Source organism: Burkholderia sp. AU45251 (genome assembly GCF_030482905.1).
Classification (GTDB): Bacteria; Pseudomonadota; Gammaproteobacteria; order Burkholderiales; family Burkholderiaceae; genus Burkholderia; species Burkholderia aenigmatica.
In genome coordinates, this window is record NZ_JAUJQH010000008.1 from 150552 (window position 1) to 165031 (window position 14480).

Sequence of the window (14480 nt, forward strand, 5' to 3'; positions counted from 1 at the left end):
GCGGGTCAGGTACTGCCGCCTGCCTCGCCGCGTGCCTGTTGCGCCGGGCTTGCGACGTAGCCGAACCGGGCGGGGACGTCCGCGCAGACAATGCTGCCGAGCGGCAGCGTGCGGCTGTCGCGCCAGCGCAGCACGGGCGGCGCGGTATCGAAATCCGCGTGATCGGCGAACAGCCCGAGATCATGATCGTGCAGCGCCGCGATGCGCGGCGGCGTACCGGCCGCGCGAAACAGTACGCCACCCGCGTCGTCGAGCCAGGCCTCGTCCGGTTCGAACGGTGTGCCGGTCTGGTCGGCGAGCGTGAGCTGCCCGTCGCGCTCGGCGAGCCGGACGACCCACGGCGTATAGGCGAGCTCGACGTACACGCGCTGCGGCCCGTTCTGGAAGAACCACTGGCCCTGCGCATCGCATTCGTAGTTGCGGCCAATGAACGCGTTCAGCGCCGCATGGCGGATCGGCGAGCCGAGCTCGCCGGCCGCCTGCGCCGCGTCGTCGCGCAACCGCCATTCGCCGCGCCGGTCGAGCAGCAGCCAGCCGGTACAGTGCGGCACGTTCGGCCATTTGGCGAGGGCCTGCCGGACGATGTCATCCATGGTCGACGAATTTGGAGCAATAGCCGAACACCCGCGCCGACAGCCAGTCGAGGCGGCCGGGGAACGGCCCGGTCATGAATCCCGCGTGCCCGCCGGCCGCGGGCTGGTCGAGTTCGACGGCCGGCGATACGTCGGCCGGGCCGGGCAGCGCCGATTCAGGCAGGAACGGGTCGTTGCGGGCGTTGAGGAGCAGCGTCGGTACGTCGATCGCGGGCAGCAGCGGCCGTGTCGTCGCCTTGGTCCAGTAGTCGTCCGCATCCGCGAAACCGTGCAGCGGCGCGGTCACGATCTCGTCGAAGTCGCGCATCGTCACGGCCTGCAGCATCGCTTCGCGGTCGAACAGCCCCGGATACTGGTCGAGCTTCGCGAGCGCCTTGCGCTTGAGCGTCTTCAGGAAGCTGCGCGTGTAGATCATCGCAAAGCCTTGCGACAACGCGCGCCCGCCTGCGTGCACGTCGATCGGCGTCGAGATCGCGGCGGCCGCTCGCAGGATCGACGTGTCGCTGCGATGCTCGCCGAGCCAGCGCAATAGCACGTTGCCGCCGAGCGACACGCCGGCCGCGACGAGCGGCCCGCGATGCTGCGCGGCGAGCCGGCGCAGGATCCAGTCGACTTCGGCGCTGTCAGCGAGATGGTAGAAGCGCGGCTGGCGGTTGATCTCGCCGCTGCAACTGCGGAAGTGCGGCACGACGGCGTGCCAGCCCTTCGCGCGCGCGGCGGCCATCATCGCGAGCGCGTAGTGCGAGCCGGAACTGCCTTCGAGGCCGTGGAACAGCACGAACAGCGGCGCATCGGGCGCCGGCGCCGCGCTGTCGAGATGCGCGACCCAGTCGAGATCGATGAAATCGTGGTCGGGCGTTTCCCATCGCTCTCGTCGGTAAGCGACGACGGGGCGTCGCGCGAACAGCGCGGGCACGATGGTTTGCGCATGGCTGTTGGGCAGCCAGCGTGGTGCGCGATAGCGCAGTGTGTCGTCGTCGGGGGCCGGGGCCCCGGTCAGCGGCGAGGTGGGCGGAGAAGCCGTACTCATGATCGCCCCGCGTATGCGTTGCTTCGTCTTTTCGTCAGTGCAGCGGACCCTGCCCGTGACGGATCTTCGCGGCGAATTGTCCGGCCGCTTGTTCAGGAATCGGGCTCGCGTGAATATGCGCGATGCGCCACTCGCCGCGTTCGTGAATCATTACGTACGTGGCGAAAACCATGTCGGGTTCGGCCGTCAGGTCGGCCTGCTGATGCGCTTCGGCGATCGTATAGACGACCGTGCCGAGGCTGTCGTACACGCGGATGTCAAGCGGCTCGATCGTCACGGGGCGCGTGGCGAGCCGGTTGGCGAGCCCGCTGCGGATCTGGTCGAGGCCGTGCAGATGCTCGCCGTCCGCCCATACGCAACTGGCGAAATCCTCGTCGATCCACAATCCCAGCAGCGCGTCGAGATTGGCATCGGCGACGGCCTGGTAGTAGGCGTTCAGCGTATCGGCGGCGGCTTCGAAGAGGCGGGCAAAACGTGGCATCGGGGTTATCTCTCGCGCGCGTCGCGCGCCGTATTCAGCACGGCGGCCCGGATGGAGCCGCCGTACACCGGTGAATCGGATTGCCCGGCGCGTCGTGCGACGCTGCCGGCCAGGGTCAGCGTTGCCCGACGAGCATGCCGCGCAAATCGCCGAATACCTGCTCGGGACCGAGTTCGCGCAGGCACTTCAGGTGGCCGAGCGGGCACTCGCGTTCGAAGCAGGGACTGCATTCGAGATGAAGCCATTGTACCTTCGCCAGATCCGACAGCGGAGGGGTGTGGCGCGGATCGGTCGATCCGTACAGCGCGACGAGCGGCCGGCGTAGCGCGGCCGCCACGTGCATCAGCCCCGAATCGTTGGTGACGACCGCGTTCGCGCGCGCGATCAGCGCGCACGCTTCCGACAGCGACGTCTGCCCGCACAGGTTGCGCACGTTCGGCGCGTGGTCGGCGATGGCCTGCGCGGCCGCCGCATCCTTCTGCGAGCCGAGCGCGACGATCTGCGTGTACGGGAACGACTGGTGGACGATGTTGGCGAGCGACGCGAAGTGCTCCGGCGGCCAGCGCTTGGCCGGGCCGTATTCCGCACCGGGGCAGAACACGACGAGCGGCTTGCGCGTGTCGAGATTGAAGCGCGCGGATACGCGCGCCGTCTCGTTCAGGTCGGCGTCGAGGCGCGGCGGCGGCAGCGTCTTCATCGACTCGGGCAGCTTCGCGCCCGGCGCGTACGCGAGCGCCGCGTAGTGGGCCGTCATCGGCGGCCGCTCGCCCGACTTGTCGGGGTTCGCGTGCCGCACGTTCAGCAGCCCGTAGCGGTGCTCGCCCGTGTAGCCGACCCGCAGCGGGATGTTCGCGAGCCACGGGATCACCGCGGATTTCAGCGAATTCGGCAGCACGTACGCCGCGTCGTAGCCGACGTCGCGCAGGTCGCTCGCGAGTTGCCAGCGGCGCAGCATCTGCAGCTTGCCGTGCGCGAGATCGGTCGCGTAGACATCGTGGATCTCCGGCATCCGCTCGAGCACGGGCGCGACCCACGAGGGCGCGACGGCATCGATTGCGATGCGGGGATGGTTTTTCTTCAGCAGCGCAAAAAGCGGCTGCGCCATCAATGCGTCACCGATCCAGTTCGGTGCGATAACCAGCGCTCGACGCATCAGGTCGACTTCCGATGTCGTAATGAAGCACGGCGCTCAGGCGCCGCGTTCGGGTTGCCAGAATGGAGAAGGGCGGCGCGCCGGGGATCCGGGTGCGCCGCCTTGCGGGTCGGCGGGCCTGCAAGCCCGGCCGCCGGGGCTCAGTGGCCCTTGACGACCTCGCCGTCGCGCAGCTTGTAGCGCGTGCCGCAGTACGGGCAGCGCGCCTCGCCGTGCGAGACGTCGATGAAGACGCGCGGGTGCGCGCTCCAGCGTGCCATGGCCGGGTTCGGGCAGTACGCGGGAAGATCCTTGGCCGTCAGTTCGACCAGCGGCATTTCCTTGATTTCACTCATGAGACTTTCTCTTATCACTCTTTTGTGGGGCGGTCGGTGGCGCGGCGCGCTCAGACCTTCGTCAGCCAGTGCGCGTACTTCGCGTTCTTGCCCGACACGATATCGAAAAACGCCGACTGGAGCTTTTCGGTGATCGGGCCGCGCGCGCCGCTGCCGATCGTGCGGTTGTCGAGCTCGCGGATCGGCGTGACTTCGGCGGCCGTACCGGTGAAGAACGCTTCGTCGGCCGTGTAGACCTCGTCGCGCGTGATGCGTTTCTCGATCACCTCGATGCCGGCGTCGCGCGCGAGCGTGATGATCGTGTCGCGGGTGATGCCGTCCAGGCACGACGCGAGATCGGGCGTGTACAGCTTGCCGTTGTTCACGAGGAAGAAGTTCTCGCCGGAGCCTTCCGACACGTAGCCGTCGACGTCGAGCAGCAGTGCCTCGTCGTAGCCGTCGGCGGTCGCTTCCTGGTTCGCGAGGATCGAGTTCACGTACCAGCCCGACGCCTTCGCGCGCACCATCGACACGTTCACGTGGTGGCGCGTGAACGACGACGTCTTCACGCGGATGCCCTTCGCGAGCCCGTCCTCGCCGAGGTATGCGCCCCACGGCCACGCGGCGATCGCGACGTGGATCGTGTTGCCCTTGGCCGACACACCGAGCTTTTCCGAACCGACCCAGATGATCGGGCGCAGATAGCACGACTCGAGCTTGTTCTCGCGCACGACTTCGAGTTGTGCGGCTTCGAGCGTTTCCTGGTCGAACGGCACGTCCATCTGGAAGATCTTCGCCGAATTCAGCAGACGTTTCGTGTGCTCGCGCAGGCGGAAGATCGCGGTGCTGCCGTCGGCCGTCTTGTATGCGCGCACGCCTTCGAAGACGCCCATGCCGTAGTGCAGCGTGTGGGTCAGGACGTGGATCGTGGCATCGCGCCAGTCGATCAGCTTGCCGTCCTTCCAGATCTTGCCGTCGCGGTCGGCCATTGACATAGGATTCTCCTGGAAGCAGTGAGGTGCAGCGGGTTATGTGCAGCGTTGAGCCGGAAAGACGCTTATTTTAGCGTCATTTGGCGTCAACCCGGTCGGTCGGCGCAGGGCCGGCGCTATAATCGCCCGGTACCGATTCCAATAATGACGGGCCGTGCCGGCAGGAGGCGCCGCCGCCCCGACGAACCGCCCGCTGCGGCCCGTTTCCCATGCTCGCTCGATTGTCCGCCACCGACCGCTTCGCGCTGATCCAGGGCGCACGCGACTATTCCCCGACGTTGATGGCGATTTTCTCGTGGGGGCTCGTCACGGGCATCGCGATGAGCAAGTCGGTGATGACGCTCGGGCAGGCGAGCGCGATGTCGCTGCTGGTCTACGCGGGCTCGTCGCAGCTCGCGGTGCTGCCGCTGCTCGCCGCGAAGCTGCCGATCTGGACCATCCTGCTCACGGCCGCGATGGTCAACACGCGCTTCGTGATCTTCAGCGCCGGGCTCGCCCCCCATTTCTCCTACCTGCCGCTGTGGCGGCGCCTCGCAATCGGCTATTTCAACGGCGACGTGATCTACCTGCTGTTCCAGAAGCAGGGCTTCGCGAACGGCTACGTGCCGGGCAAGGAAGCGTACTTCTGGGGGATGGCGCTCGCGAGCTGGGCGTCGTGGCAGGTGTCGTCGCTCGCCGGCATCCTGCTCGCGAGCTTCTTTCCCGCGAGCTGGGGGCTGGAGCTGGCCGGCACGCTCGCGCTGATCCCGATCATGGTGTCGGCGGTCGCGAACCGCTCGACGCTCGCGGCCGTCGCGGTAGCCGGCGTCGTGTCGCTCGTCGCGTTCGACCTGCCGTACCGGCTCGCGCTGCCGCTCGCGGTGCTCGCCGCGCTCGCGGCCGGCAGCATGGCCGACTTCTTCGTCGAGCGGGCCGACTGGCGGCGCATCCGCACCGAAACCGTGCATGACAAGGAAATCGAATGAGCGCGACCGACATCTGGATCGTCATCATCGGGATGACGATCGTCACGGCGGTCACGCGCGCGCTGTTCCTGATCGGCGGCGAGCGCACCGTGCTGCCCGAGCGCGCGCAGCGCGCGATGCGCTACGCGCCGGCGGCGGCGCTGGTCGCCGTCGTGCTGCCCGACGTGCTCGAAACGCCGGCCGGGCTGTCGTTCGCGCTGTCCAACCATCCGTTCTACGCGGCGCTCGCCGGCCTCGGCTGGTTCTTGTGGCGGCGCAGCATGCTCGGCACGATCGTCGTCGGGATGCTCGTGTTCACCGTACTGCGCCTGATCTTCTGATGAGCCGCCCGTGCAGTCCCGCCGGGCACCGGCCGCTCGCGCGGATGCATTGCTGCATTGCGGCAATGTGTCCGTTCCCGCGCGCGATCCCAAATAGGCGGAATTCGCCGCCCGCGGGGCAGTCTGCCGGGTGGATCGGCTAGAATGCCCGTTCGAGATTTTTTACCCGTGCGCGTCATGCGAACCGCCAGCCACGGCCGCATCCGGCGCCCTTTCGCGGCAGCCCGCGCACGTCCAGCGTGAACCCCCTTTCCCCATCCACTACTTCAATCTGTTCAACATGAGCCAAGTCAAGCGTCTTACCGACCTGATCGCCGCCGGCCAGCTCGCCGGCAAGCGGGTATTCATCCGCGCCGACCTGAACGTCCCGCAGGACGACCAGGGCAACATCACCGAAGACACGCGCGTGCGCGCGTCCGTGCCGGCCATCCAGGCCGCGCTCGACGCCGGCGCGGCCGTGATGGTCACGTCGCACCTCGGCCGCCCGACCGAAGGCGAATTCAAGCCGGAAGATTCGCTCGCGCCGGTCGCGAAGCGCCTCGCCGAGTTGCTCGGCCGCGACGTGCCGCTCGTCTCGAACTGGGTCGAGAACGGCGTGAACGTCGCGCCGGGCCAGGTCGTGCTGCTCGAGAACTGCCGCGTGAACAAGGGCGAGAAGAAGAATTCGGACGAGCTCGCGCAAAAGATGGCGAAGCTCTGCGACGTGTACGTGAACGACGCGTTCGGCACCGCGCACCGCGCGGAAGCGACCACCCACGGGATCGCGAAGTACGCGCCGGTCGCGTGCGCGGGCCCGCTGCTGGCCGCCGAACTCGACGCGCTCGGCAAGGCGCTCGGCAACCCGGCCCGCCCGCTGGTGGCGATCGTCGCCGGCTCGAAGGTGTCGACCAAGCTCACGATCCTGAAGTCGCTGGCCGGCAAGGTCGACCAGCTGATCGTCGGCGGCGGCATCGCGAACACGTTCATGCTCGCGGCCGGCCTGTCGATCGGCAAGTCGCTCGCGGAAGCCGACCTCGTCAACGAGGCGAAGGCGATCATCGACGAAGCGCGCGAGCGCGGCGCATCGGTGCCGATCCCGACCGACGTCGTGACGGCCAAGGAATTCTCGCCGACGGCCGTGGCCACGGTGAAGCAGGTCGCCGACATCGAAGCGGACGACATGATCCTCGACATCGGCCCGGATACCGCCAAGGCGCTCGCGAGCCAGCTCGAGAAGGCCGGCACGATCGTGTGGAACGGCCCGGTCGGCGTGTTCGAGTTCGACCAGTTCGGCAACGGCACCAAGACGCTCGCGGAAGCGATCGCCAAATCGTCCGCGTTCTCGATCGCGGGCGGCGGCGACACGCTCGCGGCCATCGCGAAGTACGGCATCCATGACCAGGTCAGCTACATCTCGACGGGCGGCGGTGCCTTCCTCGAGTTCCTCGAGGGGAAGAAGCTGCCGGCAGTGGAAGTGCTGGAAACGCGGGCGGCCTGAGCGTGGCGGCGCGCGCAGGGGTGACGAAGGCCGCGCGCTCCGCGAAAGCGGAGCAGCCGGCCGGCGCGGGCAAGCGCAAACGCGCGCCCGCGCGGGCGAACACCGCCCCGCGCGCACCGGCGGCCGCCGGCGACGCGGCCGAGCAGCACCACGAGATTCAGAACAAAGCGATGCCGGGCGCAAGCACCGGCACGCCCCCCGGAACGGCCGCCGCTGGGCCCGCCGTTTCCGGCTCTCGCAGCGTTTCACCCAGCGCATCCACCTTGATCCAGATGAGGAGTTTCATGCAGCGCGCCACCAAGATAGTCGCCACGATCGGCCCGGCTTCCAGTTCGCCGGAGATTCTGCTGCAGATGATGCAGGCGGGCCTCGATGTCGTGCGGCTCAATTTTTCGCACGGCACGGCCGACGATCACCGCCAGCGCGCCGAGATGGTGCGCGAGGCCGCCCGCAGGGTCGGCCGCGAGATCGCGATCATGGCCGACCTCCAGGGCCCGAAGATCCGCGTCGGCAAGTTCGAGAACGGCAAGACGACGCTCGAGCCGGGCCAGTCCTTCATCCTCGACGCGGGCTGCGAGATGGGCAACGACGAGCGCGTCGGGCTCGACTACAAGGAACTGCCGCGTGACCTGCGCACGGGCGACCTGCTGCTGCTGAACGACGGCCTGATCGTGCTGACCGTCGAGCGCGTGCTCGGCGACGAGATCCACACGATCGTCAAGGTGGGCGGCGAGCTGTCGAACAACAAGGGCATCAACCGCCAGGGCGGCGGCCTGTCGGCGCCCGCGCTGACCGCGAAGGACATGGAAGACATCCGCACCGCGATGTCGCTCGGCGCGGACCTGGTGGCCGTGTCGTTCCCGAAGAACGCGACCGACATGGAAATGGCGCGCCAGCTCGCGAACATCGCGGGCGCGCCGTACGGCATCAAGCCGAAGATGATCGCGAAGATCGAGCGCGCGGAAGCGATTCCGGCGCTGCAGAGCATTCTCGACGCGTCCGACGGCATCATGGTCGCGCGCGGCGACCTCGCGGTGGAAGTGGGCAACGCGGCCGTGCCGGCGCTGCAGAAGCGCATGATCCGGATGGCGCGCGAGTCGAACAAGCTCGTGATCACCGCGACGCAGATGATGGAATCGATGATCCACGCGCCGGTGCCGACGCGCGCGGAAGTGTCGGACGTCGCGAACGCGGTGCTCGACGGCACCGACGCGGTGATGCTGTCGGCCGAGACGGCCGCCGGCAAGTATCCGGTCGTCACGATCGAAACGATGGCGGCCGTGTGCGTCGAGGCGGAAAAGTCGGAACACGTCGAGCTGGACAAGGATTTCCTCGACCGCACGTTCACGCGGATCGACCAGTCGATCGCGATGGGCGCGCTGTTCACCGCGTACCACCTGGGTGCGAAGGCGATCGTCGCGCTGACCGAATCGGGCGCGACCGCGCTGTGGATGTCGCGCCACTACACGCACGTGCCGATCTTCGCGCTGACGCCGCGCGTCGGCAGCGAGCGCACGATGGCGCTGTACCGCAACGTGACGCCGCTGCACGTCGACTTCAACAGCGACCGCGATTCGGCGCTGCAGGCGGCGCTCGAAATCGTCGTCAAGCAGGGCTACGTGCAGCACGGCGACATGGTCGTGCTGACCGTCGGCGAGCCGATGGGGCAGGCGGGCGGCACCAACACGCTGAAGATCGTGCGGGTCGGCGAGCACTATTGAGCACCGGCCGGGCAGCTGCCCGGCCCAAAAACCGGCGGCCGAGGCAATCGGGCCCCGATTTTTGACGAAAGCCGCGCGGGGTCGCATGCCCCGCGCGGTTTTTTTTCTTTTTTTGCCCGCTTTGTGCCGTGCGAACGTAACAAATTGCGAGTGGGCGCCACCGGGCGGTCGGAATCGGAGGCGCTTCGCGATAAAATGCGGCTATTCGACGCTCAGCCGCGCCGCGCCACCCCGGGTTCGAACGGGAGCGAGCGCCGCGCCGGCGTCAGGGCGCACCGGTTTTCATTCCAAGGAGTTCCACAATGCCTCTCGTATCAATGCGTCAATTGCTGGACCACGCGGCAGAGCACGGTTACGGCCTGCCGGCCTTCAACGTGAACAACCTGGAGCAGGTCCAGGCGATCATGGCGGCGGCGGACCAGGTCGGCGCACCCGTGATCATGCAGGCATCGGCCGGCGCGCGTAAGTATGCGGGTGAGCCGTTCCTGCGCCACCTGATCGAAGCAGCGGTCGAGTCGTATCCGCACATCCCGGTCGTGATGCACCAGGATCACGGCCAGTCGCCGGCGGTCTGCATGGCCGCGATCCGCAGCGGCTTCACCAGCGTGATGATGGACGGTTCGCTCGAAGCCGACGGCAAGACGGTCGCGTCGTATGAATACAACGTCGACGTGTCGCGCAAGGTCGTCGAGATGGCGCACTCGATCGGCGTGACGGTCGAAGCCGAACTCGGCGTGCTCGGCTCGCTCGAGACGATGAAGGGCGACAAGGAAGACGGCCACGGCGCGGAAGGCACGATGACCCGCGAGCAGTTGCTGACCGATCCGGAGCAGGCCGCCGACTTCGTGAAGCTCACGCAGTGCGATGCACTCGCGATCGCGATCGGTACGTCGCACGGCGCGTACAAGTTCTCGAAGAAGCCGACGGGCGACATCCTGTCGATCCAGCGCATCAAGGAAATCCACGCGCGCATCCCGAACACCCACCTCGTGATGCACGGTTCGTCGTCGGTGCCGCAGGAACTGCTGGCCGAGATCCGCGAATTCGGCGGCGACATGAAGGAAACCTACGGCGTGCCGGTCGAGGAAATCCAGGAAGGCATCAAGCACGGCGTGCGCAAGATCAACATCGACACCGACCTGCGTCTCGCGATCACCGGTGCGATCCGCCGCTACCTGTTCGAGAACCCGGGCAAGTTCGATCCGCGCGACTACCTGAAGCCCGCGCGCGAAGCGGCGAAGCAGGTGTGCGTCGACCGCTACCTCGCGTTCGGCTGCGAAGGCCAGGCCGGCAAGATCAAGCCGGTGTCGCTCGACAAGATCGCCGAGCAGTACAAGTCCGGTGCGCTCGCACAGGTCGTGCGCTAAGACTGTAGTACGATTGCCGCGCCGAAAGGCAACGGCAAGGCTGTCCGGCCGGATCTGATCCGGCCCCGCAGCCGTTCCGTCCGGCCGAACGAGGGCCGGCCGGCAATCGCCCGGGCGCTGTCGCCCGGCCGGTTCGCCGACGTATTGCAAGACCGCCGTTCCCGCCTGCCGCGGGGAACGGCGTTTCCCTTTTTGTTTGGCTCCTTATCTGCGAAAAGACGATGTCTACCCTCTACGAATCCACGCTCCGCTCGCTGCCGCTCCTCGGTCGCGGCAAGGTCCGCGATAACTACGCGGTCGGCAACGACAAGCTCCTGATCGTCACGACCGACCGCCTGTCGGCATTCGACGTGGTGATGGGCGAGCCGATTCCGAACAAGGGCCGCGTGCTGAACCAGATGGCGAACTTCTGGTTCGACAAGCTCGCGCACATCGTGCCGAACCACCTGACGGGCGACGCGCCGGAAGCCGTCGTCGCGGCCGACGAGGTCGAGCAGGTCAAGGGCCGTGGCGTGGTCGTCAAGCGACTCGAGCCGATCATGATCGAAGCGGTCGTGCGCGGCTACCTGGCCGGCAGCGGCTGGAAGGAATACCAGGCGTCGGGCGCCGTGTGCGGCGTGCAGCTGCCGGAAGGCCTGCAGAACGCGCAGAAGCTGCCCGAGCCGATCTTCACGCCGGCCGCGAAGGCCGAGATGGGCGAGCACGACGAGAACATCACGTTCGAGGAAACCGAGCGCCGCATCGGCACCGAGCTGGCCGCGACGATCCGCGACATCTCGATCAAGCTGTACAAGGAAGCGGCCGACTACGCGGCGACGCGCGGCATCATCATCGCCGACACGAAGTTCGAATTCGGCCTCGACAACCACGGCAAGCTGTACCTGATGGACGAAGCGCTGACGGCCGATTCGTCGCGCTTCTGGCCGGCCGACCAGTACCAGGTCGGCACGAACCCGCCGTCGTTCGACAAGCAGTTCGTGCGCGACTGGCTCGAGGCGCAGCCGTGGGGCAAGACGGCGCCGGCGCCGGCGCTGCCGGCCGACGTCGTCGAGAAGACGGCCGCGAAGTATCAGGAAGCGCTCGAGCGCATCACGGGCCAGGCGCTCGTCTGAGCGGGGAACAGAACACATGAGTGAAGTCCAGACTGCCCACACGCACAGCGCGCCGCTCGTCGGCGTGCTGATGGGTTCGAGTTCCGACTGGGACGTGATGAAGCATGCAGTTGCCATCCTGCAGGAATTCGGCGTGCCGTACGAAGCGAAGGTCGTGTCCGCGCACCGGATGCCCGACGAGATGTTCGACTATGCGGAGAAAGCGCGTGAGCGCGGGCTGCGCGCGATCATCGCGGGCGCCGGCGGCGCCGCGCACCTGCCCGGCATGCTGGCCGCGAAAACCACGGTGCCGGTGCTCGGCGTGCCGGTCGCGAGCAAGTACCTGAAGGGTGTCGATTCGCTGCACTCGATCGTGCAGATGCCGAAAGGCGTACCGGTCGCGACGTTCGCGATCGGCGAGGCCGGCGCCGCGAATGCCGCGTTGTTCGCGGTGTCGATCCTGTCCGGCAATTCGGTCGATTTCGCGAACCGGCTCGCCGCGTTCCGCGTGCGCCAGAACGAAGCCGCGCACGCGATGGTGCTGCCGCCGCTGGAATGACGGCGCACCGGCGGCCGCGCGTCGTGGCTGCCTGACCTCCCCACTGCGGCGGGCAGCGCCCGCCGCGACCGACCACTGACATGACCGCAACTCCTGATTCCGTTTCCCCGATCCTGCCCGGCGCGTGGCTGGGCATGGTCGGCGGTGGCCAGCTCGGCCGCATGTTCTGCTTTGCCGCCCAGTCGATGGGCTATCGCGTCGCCGTGCTCGATCCCGATCCGACGAGCCCCGCCGGCGCGGTCGCCGACCGCCACCTGCGCGCCGCGTATGACGACGAAGCCGCGCTCGCCGAACTGGCCGACCTGTGCGAGGCTGTTTCGACGGAGTTCGAGAACGTGCCGGCCGCGAGCCTCGATTGCCTCGCGCGCACGACCTTCGTCGCGCCGGCCGGCCGCTGCGTCGCGGTCGCGCAGGACCGGATCGCGGAGAAGCGCTTCATCGAAGCGTCGGGCGTGCCCGTTGCACCGCACGTCGTGATCGAATCGTCGGCGGCGCTCGCCGCGCTCGACGATGCCGCGCTCGACGCGGTGCTGCCGGGCATCCTGAAGACGGCGCGCCTCGGCTACGACGGCAAGGGCCAGGTGCGCGTGAGTACCGCGCAGGAAGCGCGCGACGCGCATGCAGCGCTGAACGGCGTGCCGTGCGTGCTCGAGAAGCGTCTGCCGCTGAAATACGAAGTGTCGGCGCTGATCGCGCGCGGCGCGGACGGCCGCTCGGCCGCGTTCCCGCTCGCGCAGAACGTGCATCACAACGGCATTCTCGCGCTGACGGTCGTTCCGGCGCCGGCGGCCGATGCCGCGCGCGTCGAAGAGGCGCAGCAGGCGGCCGTGCGGATCGCCGATACGCTCGGCTACGTCGGCGTGCTGTGCGTCGAATTCTTCGTGCTGGAAGACGGCTCGTTCGTCGCGAACGAAATGGCGCCGCGCCCGCACAACTCCGGCCACTACACGGTCGACGCGTGCGCCACGAGCCAGTTCGAGCAGCAGGTGCGCGCGATGACGCGCATGCCGCTCGGCAACCCGCGACAGCATTCGCCGGCCGCGATGCTGAACATCCTCGGCGACGTGTGGTTCCCGAACGGTGCGGCGGCCGATGCCGTCACGCCGCCGTGGGACACGGTCGCGGCGATGCCGGCCGCGCACCTGCACCTGTACGGCAAGGAAGACGCACGCGTCGGCCGCAAGATGGGCCATGTGAACTTCACGGCCGAAACGCGCGACGAAGCCGTTGCCGCGGCCACCGCGTGCGCGCAGCTGCTGCGCGTGCCGCTCGACTGAGGCGCCAGCCGATGTCCATCGATCTCCCGAACTCCGTGACGGCCGCGCAGATCGACGCGGCCGCCGCGCTGCTCGACGCGGGCCAGCTCGTCGCCTTTCCGACCGAAACCGTCTACGGGCTCGGCGGCGACGCGGCGAATCCCGAGGCCGTCGCGCGCATCTATGCGGCGAAAGGGCGGCCCGCGAACCATCCGGTGATCGTGCACCTGCCGCCGGGCGGCGATCCCGGCTACTGGGCCGACGCGCTGCCGGCCGACGCGCAGGCGTTGATCGATGCGTTCTGGCCGGGCCCGCTGACGCTGATCCTGAAGCGCCATGCGCGCATTCCGGACGCCGTGAGCGGCGGGCAGGATTCGGTCGGGCTGCGCTGCCCGTCGCATCCGGTTGCGCAGGCGCTGCTGGCCGCGTTCAGCGCGCGGCGCGGCGGACATGGCGGCGTGGCCGCGCCGTCCGCGAACCGGTTCGGCCATGTGAGCCCGACCACCGCGCAGCACGTGCGCGACGAATTCGGCGACACCGTACACGTGCTCGACGGCGGCGCATCGGAAGTCGGTATCGAGTCGACGATTCTCGACCTGTCGCGCGGCTTCCCGGCGCTGCTGCGTCCGGGCCACGTGACGCCGCAGCAGATCGCCGACGTGCTCGGTCGCGCGCCGCGGCTGCCGGACGGCAGCGATGCGACCGCACCGCGTGCGTCGGGCACGCTGAAAGCGCATTACGCGCCGCGCACGCCGCTCGCGCTGCTGCCGTTCGATGCGCTCGAGCCGTTGCTCGCGGCCGCGCAGACCGACGGCGAACGCGTCGCGCTCGTTGCACGCGCATCGCGCGCGGGACGCTGGGCGCAGGCCGACGGCGTGCATTTCGTCGCGGCGCCGGAAGATCCGTCCGCGTATGCGCGTGAGCTGTACGGGATGCTGCGTGCGCTCGACCGCGCGCAGGTCGCGCGGATTCTCGTCGAGAAGCTGCCCGAGACCGTCGAATGGATCGCGGTCAACGACCGGCTCGGCCGTGCGGCCGCGGCGTTCGAAGCGACCGAATGACGAAGGGGCGCGGCTGATGCAACCGTCGCCGCGCCGATTGCCCCGCGCATGAAAAAACGCCCGACCGGCGAACCGGTCGGGCGTTTTCGTTTGGGCGCGT

The 14480-nt window shown here is 68.3% G+C and carries 16 protein-coding genes; 9 read left to right on the forward strand and 7 right to left on the reverse strand.

What is annotated here, in order from left to right; translation table 11 throughout:
- Nucleotides 1-5 precede the first annotated feature (5 nt).
- The 6 genes from QZM67_RS18425 to QZM67_RS18450 all read right to left on the reverse strand — a co-directional run bounded on the left by QZM67_RS18425 (nt 6) and on the right by QZM67_RS18450 (nt 4566).
- The gene (locus QZM67_RS18425; RefSeq protein WP_301805601.1) at nt 6-593 is read right to left on the reverse strand and encodes a DUF2946 family protein; all 588 of its coding nucleotides are present in this window, start codon (nt 591-593) and stop codon (nt 6-8) included.
- Complete coding sequence (locus QZM67_RS18430; protein ID WP_043190246.1) at nt 586-1623, reverse strand: hydrolase; 1038 nt, start codon at nt 1621-1623, stop codon at nt 586-588. Before QZM67_RS18430 ends, QZM67_RS18425 begins: the two co-directional genes overlap by 8 nt.
- 34 nt (nt 1624-1657) lie before the next feature.
- On the reverse strand, nt 1658-2104 hold the full coding sequence (locus QZM67_RS18435; RefSeq protein ID WP_006749968.1) for a nuclear transport factor 2 family protein: 447 nt from the start codon (nt 2102-2104) through the stop codon (nt 1658-1660).
- 115 nt (nt 2105-2219) lie between these two features.
- The gene (gene waaF, locus QZM67_RS18440; RefSeq protein ID WP_043190244.1) at nt 2220-3257 is read right to left on the reverse strand and encodes a lipopolysaccharide heptosyltransferase II; all 1038 of its coding nucleotides are present in this window, start codon (nt 3255-3257) and stop codon (nt 2220-2222) included.
- Between the two features lie 140 nt (nt 3258-3397).
- Nucleotides 3398-3592: a zinc-finger domain-containing protein gene (locus QZM67_RS18445; protein WP_006749970.1), complete on the reverse strand. Its 195-nt coding sequence runs from the start codon at nt 3590-3592 to the stop codon at nt 3398-3400.
- 50 nt (nt 3593-3642) lie between these two features.
- A complete protein-coding gene (locus QZM67_RS18450) occupies nt 3643-4566 on the reverse strand; it encodes a branched-chain amino acid transaminase (RefSeq protein WP_089451211.1) in 924 nt (307 codons plus the stop codon).
- A gap of 206 nt (nt 4567-4772) precedes the next feature.
- On the opposite strand from QZM67_RS18450, the gene QZM67_RS18455 reads away from it, so the two are divergent.
- The 3 genes from QZM67_RS18455 (at nt 4773) to QZM67_RS18465 (ending at nt 7325) form a co-directional block, all read left to right on the forward strand.
- Nucleotides 4773-5528 carry an AzlC family ABC transporter permease gene (locus tag QZM67_RS18455; RefSeq protein ID WP_043190241.1) on the forward strand — a complete coding sequence of 252 codons (756 nt, stop codon included), beginning with the start codon at nt 4773-4775 and terminating at the stop codon, nt 5526-5528.
- Nucleotides 5525-5848: an AzlD domain-containing protein gene (locus QZM67_RS18460; protein ID WP_043190239.1), complete on the forward strand. Its 324-nt coding sequence runs from the start codon at nt 5525-5527 to the stop codon at nt 5846-5848. The genes QZM67_RS18455 and QZM67_RS18460 overlap by 4 nt, the downstream gene beginning before the upstream one ends.
- A gap of 280 nt (nt 5849-6128) precedes the next feature.
- Nucleotides 6129-7325, forward strand: coding sequence for a phosphoglycerate kinase (locus QZM67_RS18465; RefSeq protein WP_011353068.1), 1197 nt, complete (start codon nt 6129-6131; stop codon nt 7323-7325).
- 157 nt (nt 7326-7482) lie between these two features.
- On the opposite strand, the gene QZM67_RS18470 is transcribed toward QZM67_RS18465, so the two are convergent.
- Entirely contained in the window at nt 7483-7611 is a 129-nt protein-coding gene (locus tag QZM67_RS18470) for a hypothetical protein (RefSeq protein WP_260865387.1), read from the reverse strand.
- Here QZM67_RS18470 and pyk point away from each other — a divergent pair.
- The 6 genes from pyk (at nt 7610) to QZM67_RS18500 (ending at nt 14380) form a co-directional block, all read left to right on the forward strand.
- Nucleotides 7610-9046 (forward strand): pyruvate kinase, encoded by a 1437-nt coding sequence (gene pyk / locus QZM67_RS18475; RefSeq protein ID WP_043190263.1) that lies wholly within the window; start codon nt 7610-7612, stop codon nt 9044-9046. The genes QZM67_RS18470 and pyk overlap by 2 nt on opposite strands.
- Before the next feature lie 302 nt (nt 9047-9348).
- A complete protein-coding gene (gene fba / locus QZM67_RS18480; protein ID WP_011353066.1) occupies nt 9349-10413 on the forward strand; it encodes a class II fructose-bisphosphate aldolase in 1065 nt (354 codons plus the stop codon).
- A 221-nt stretch (nt 10414-10634) separates the two neighbouring features.
- Nucleotides 10635-11525, forward strand: coding sequence for a phosphoribosylaminoimidazolesuccinocarboxamide synthase (locus tag QZM67_RS18485; RefSeq protein ID WP_175022035.1), 891 nt, complete (start codon nt 10635-10637; stop codon nt 11523-11525).
- A 16-nt stretch (nt 11526-11541) separates the two neighbouring features.
- Nucleotides 11542-12063: a 5-(carboxyamino)imidazole ribonucleotide mutase gene (gene purE / locus QZM67_RS18490; protein ID WP_043190233.1), complete on the forward strand. Its 522-nt coding sequence runs from the start codon at nt 11542-11544 to the stop codon at nt 12061-12063.
- Between the two features lie 80 nt (nt 12064-12143).
- Nucleotides 12144-13340 carry a 5-(carboxyamino)imidazole ribonucleotide synthase gene (locus QZM67_RS18495; protein ID WP_043190230.1) on the forward strand — a complete coding sequence of 399 codons (1197 nt, stop codon included), beginning with the start codon at nt 12144-12146 and terminating at the stop codon, nt 13338-13340.
- 11 nt (nt 13341-13351) lie between these two features.
- On the forward strand, nt 13352-14380 hold the full coding sequence (locus QZM67_RS18500; RefSeq protein WP_043190227.1) for an L-threonylcarbamoyladenylate synthase: 1029 nt from the start codon (nt 13352-13354) through the stop codon (nt 14378-14380).
- Nucleotides 14381-14480 lie beyond the last annotated feature (100 nt).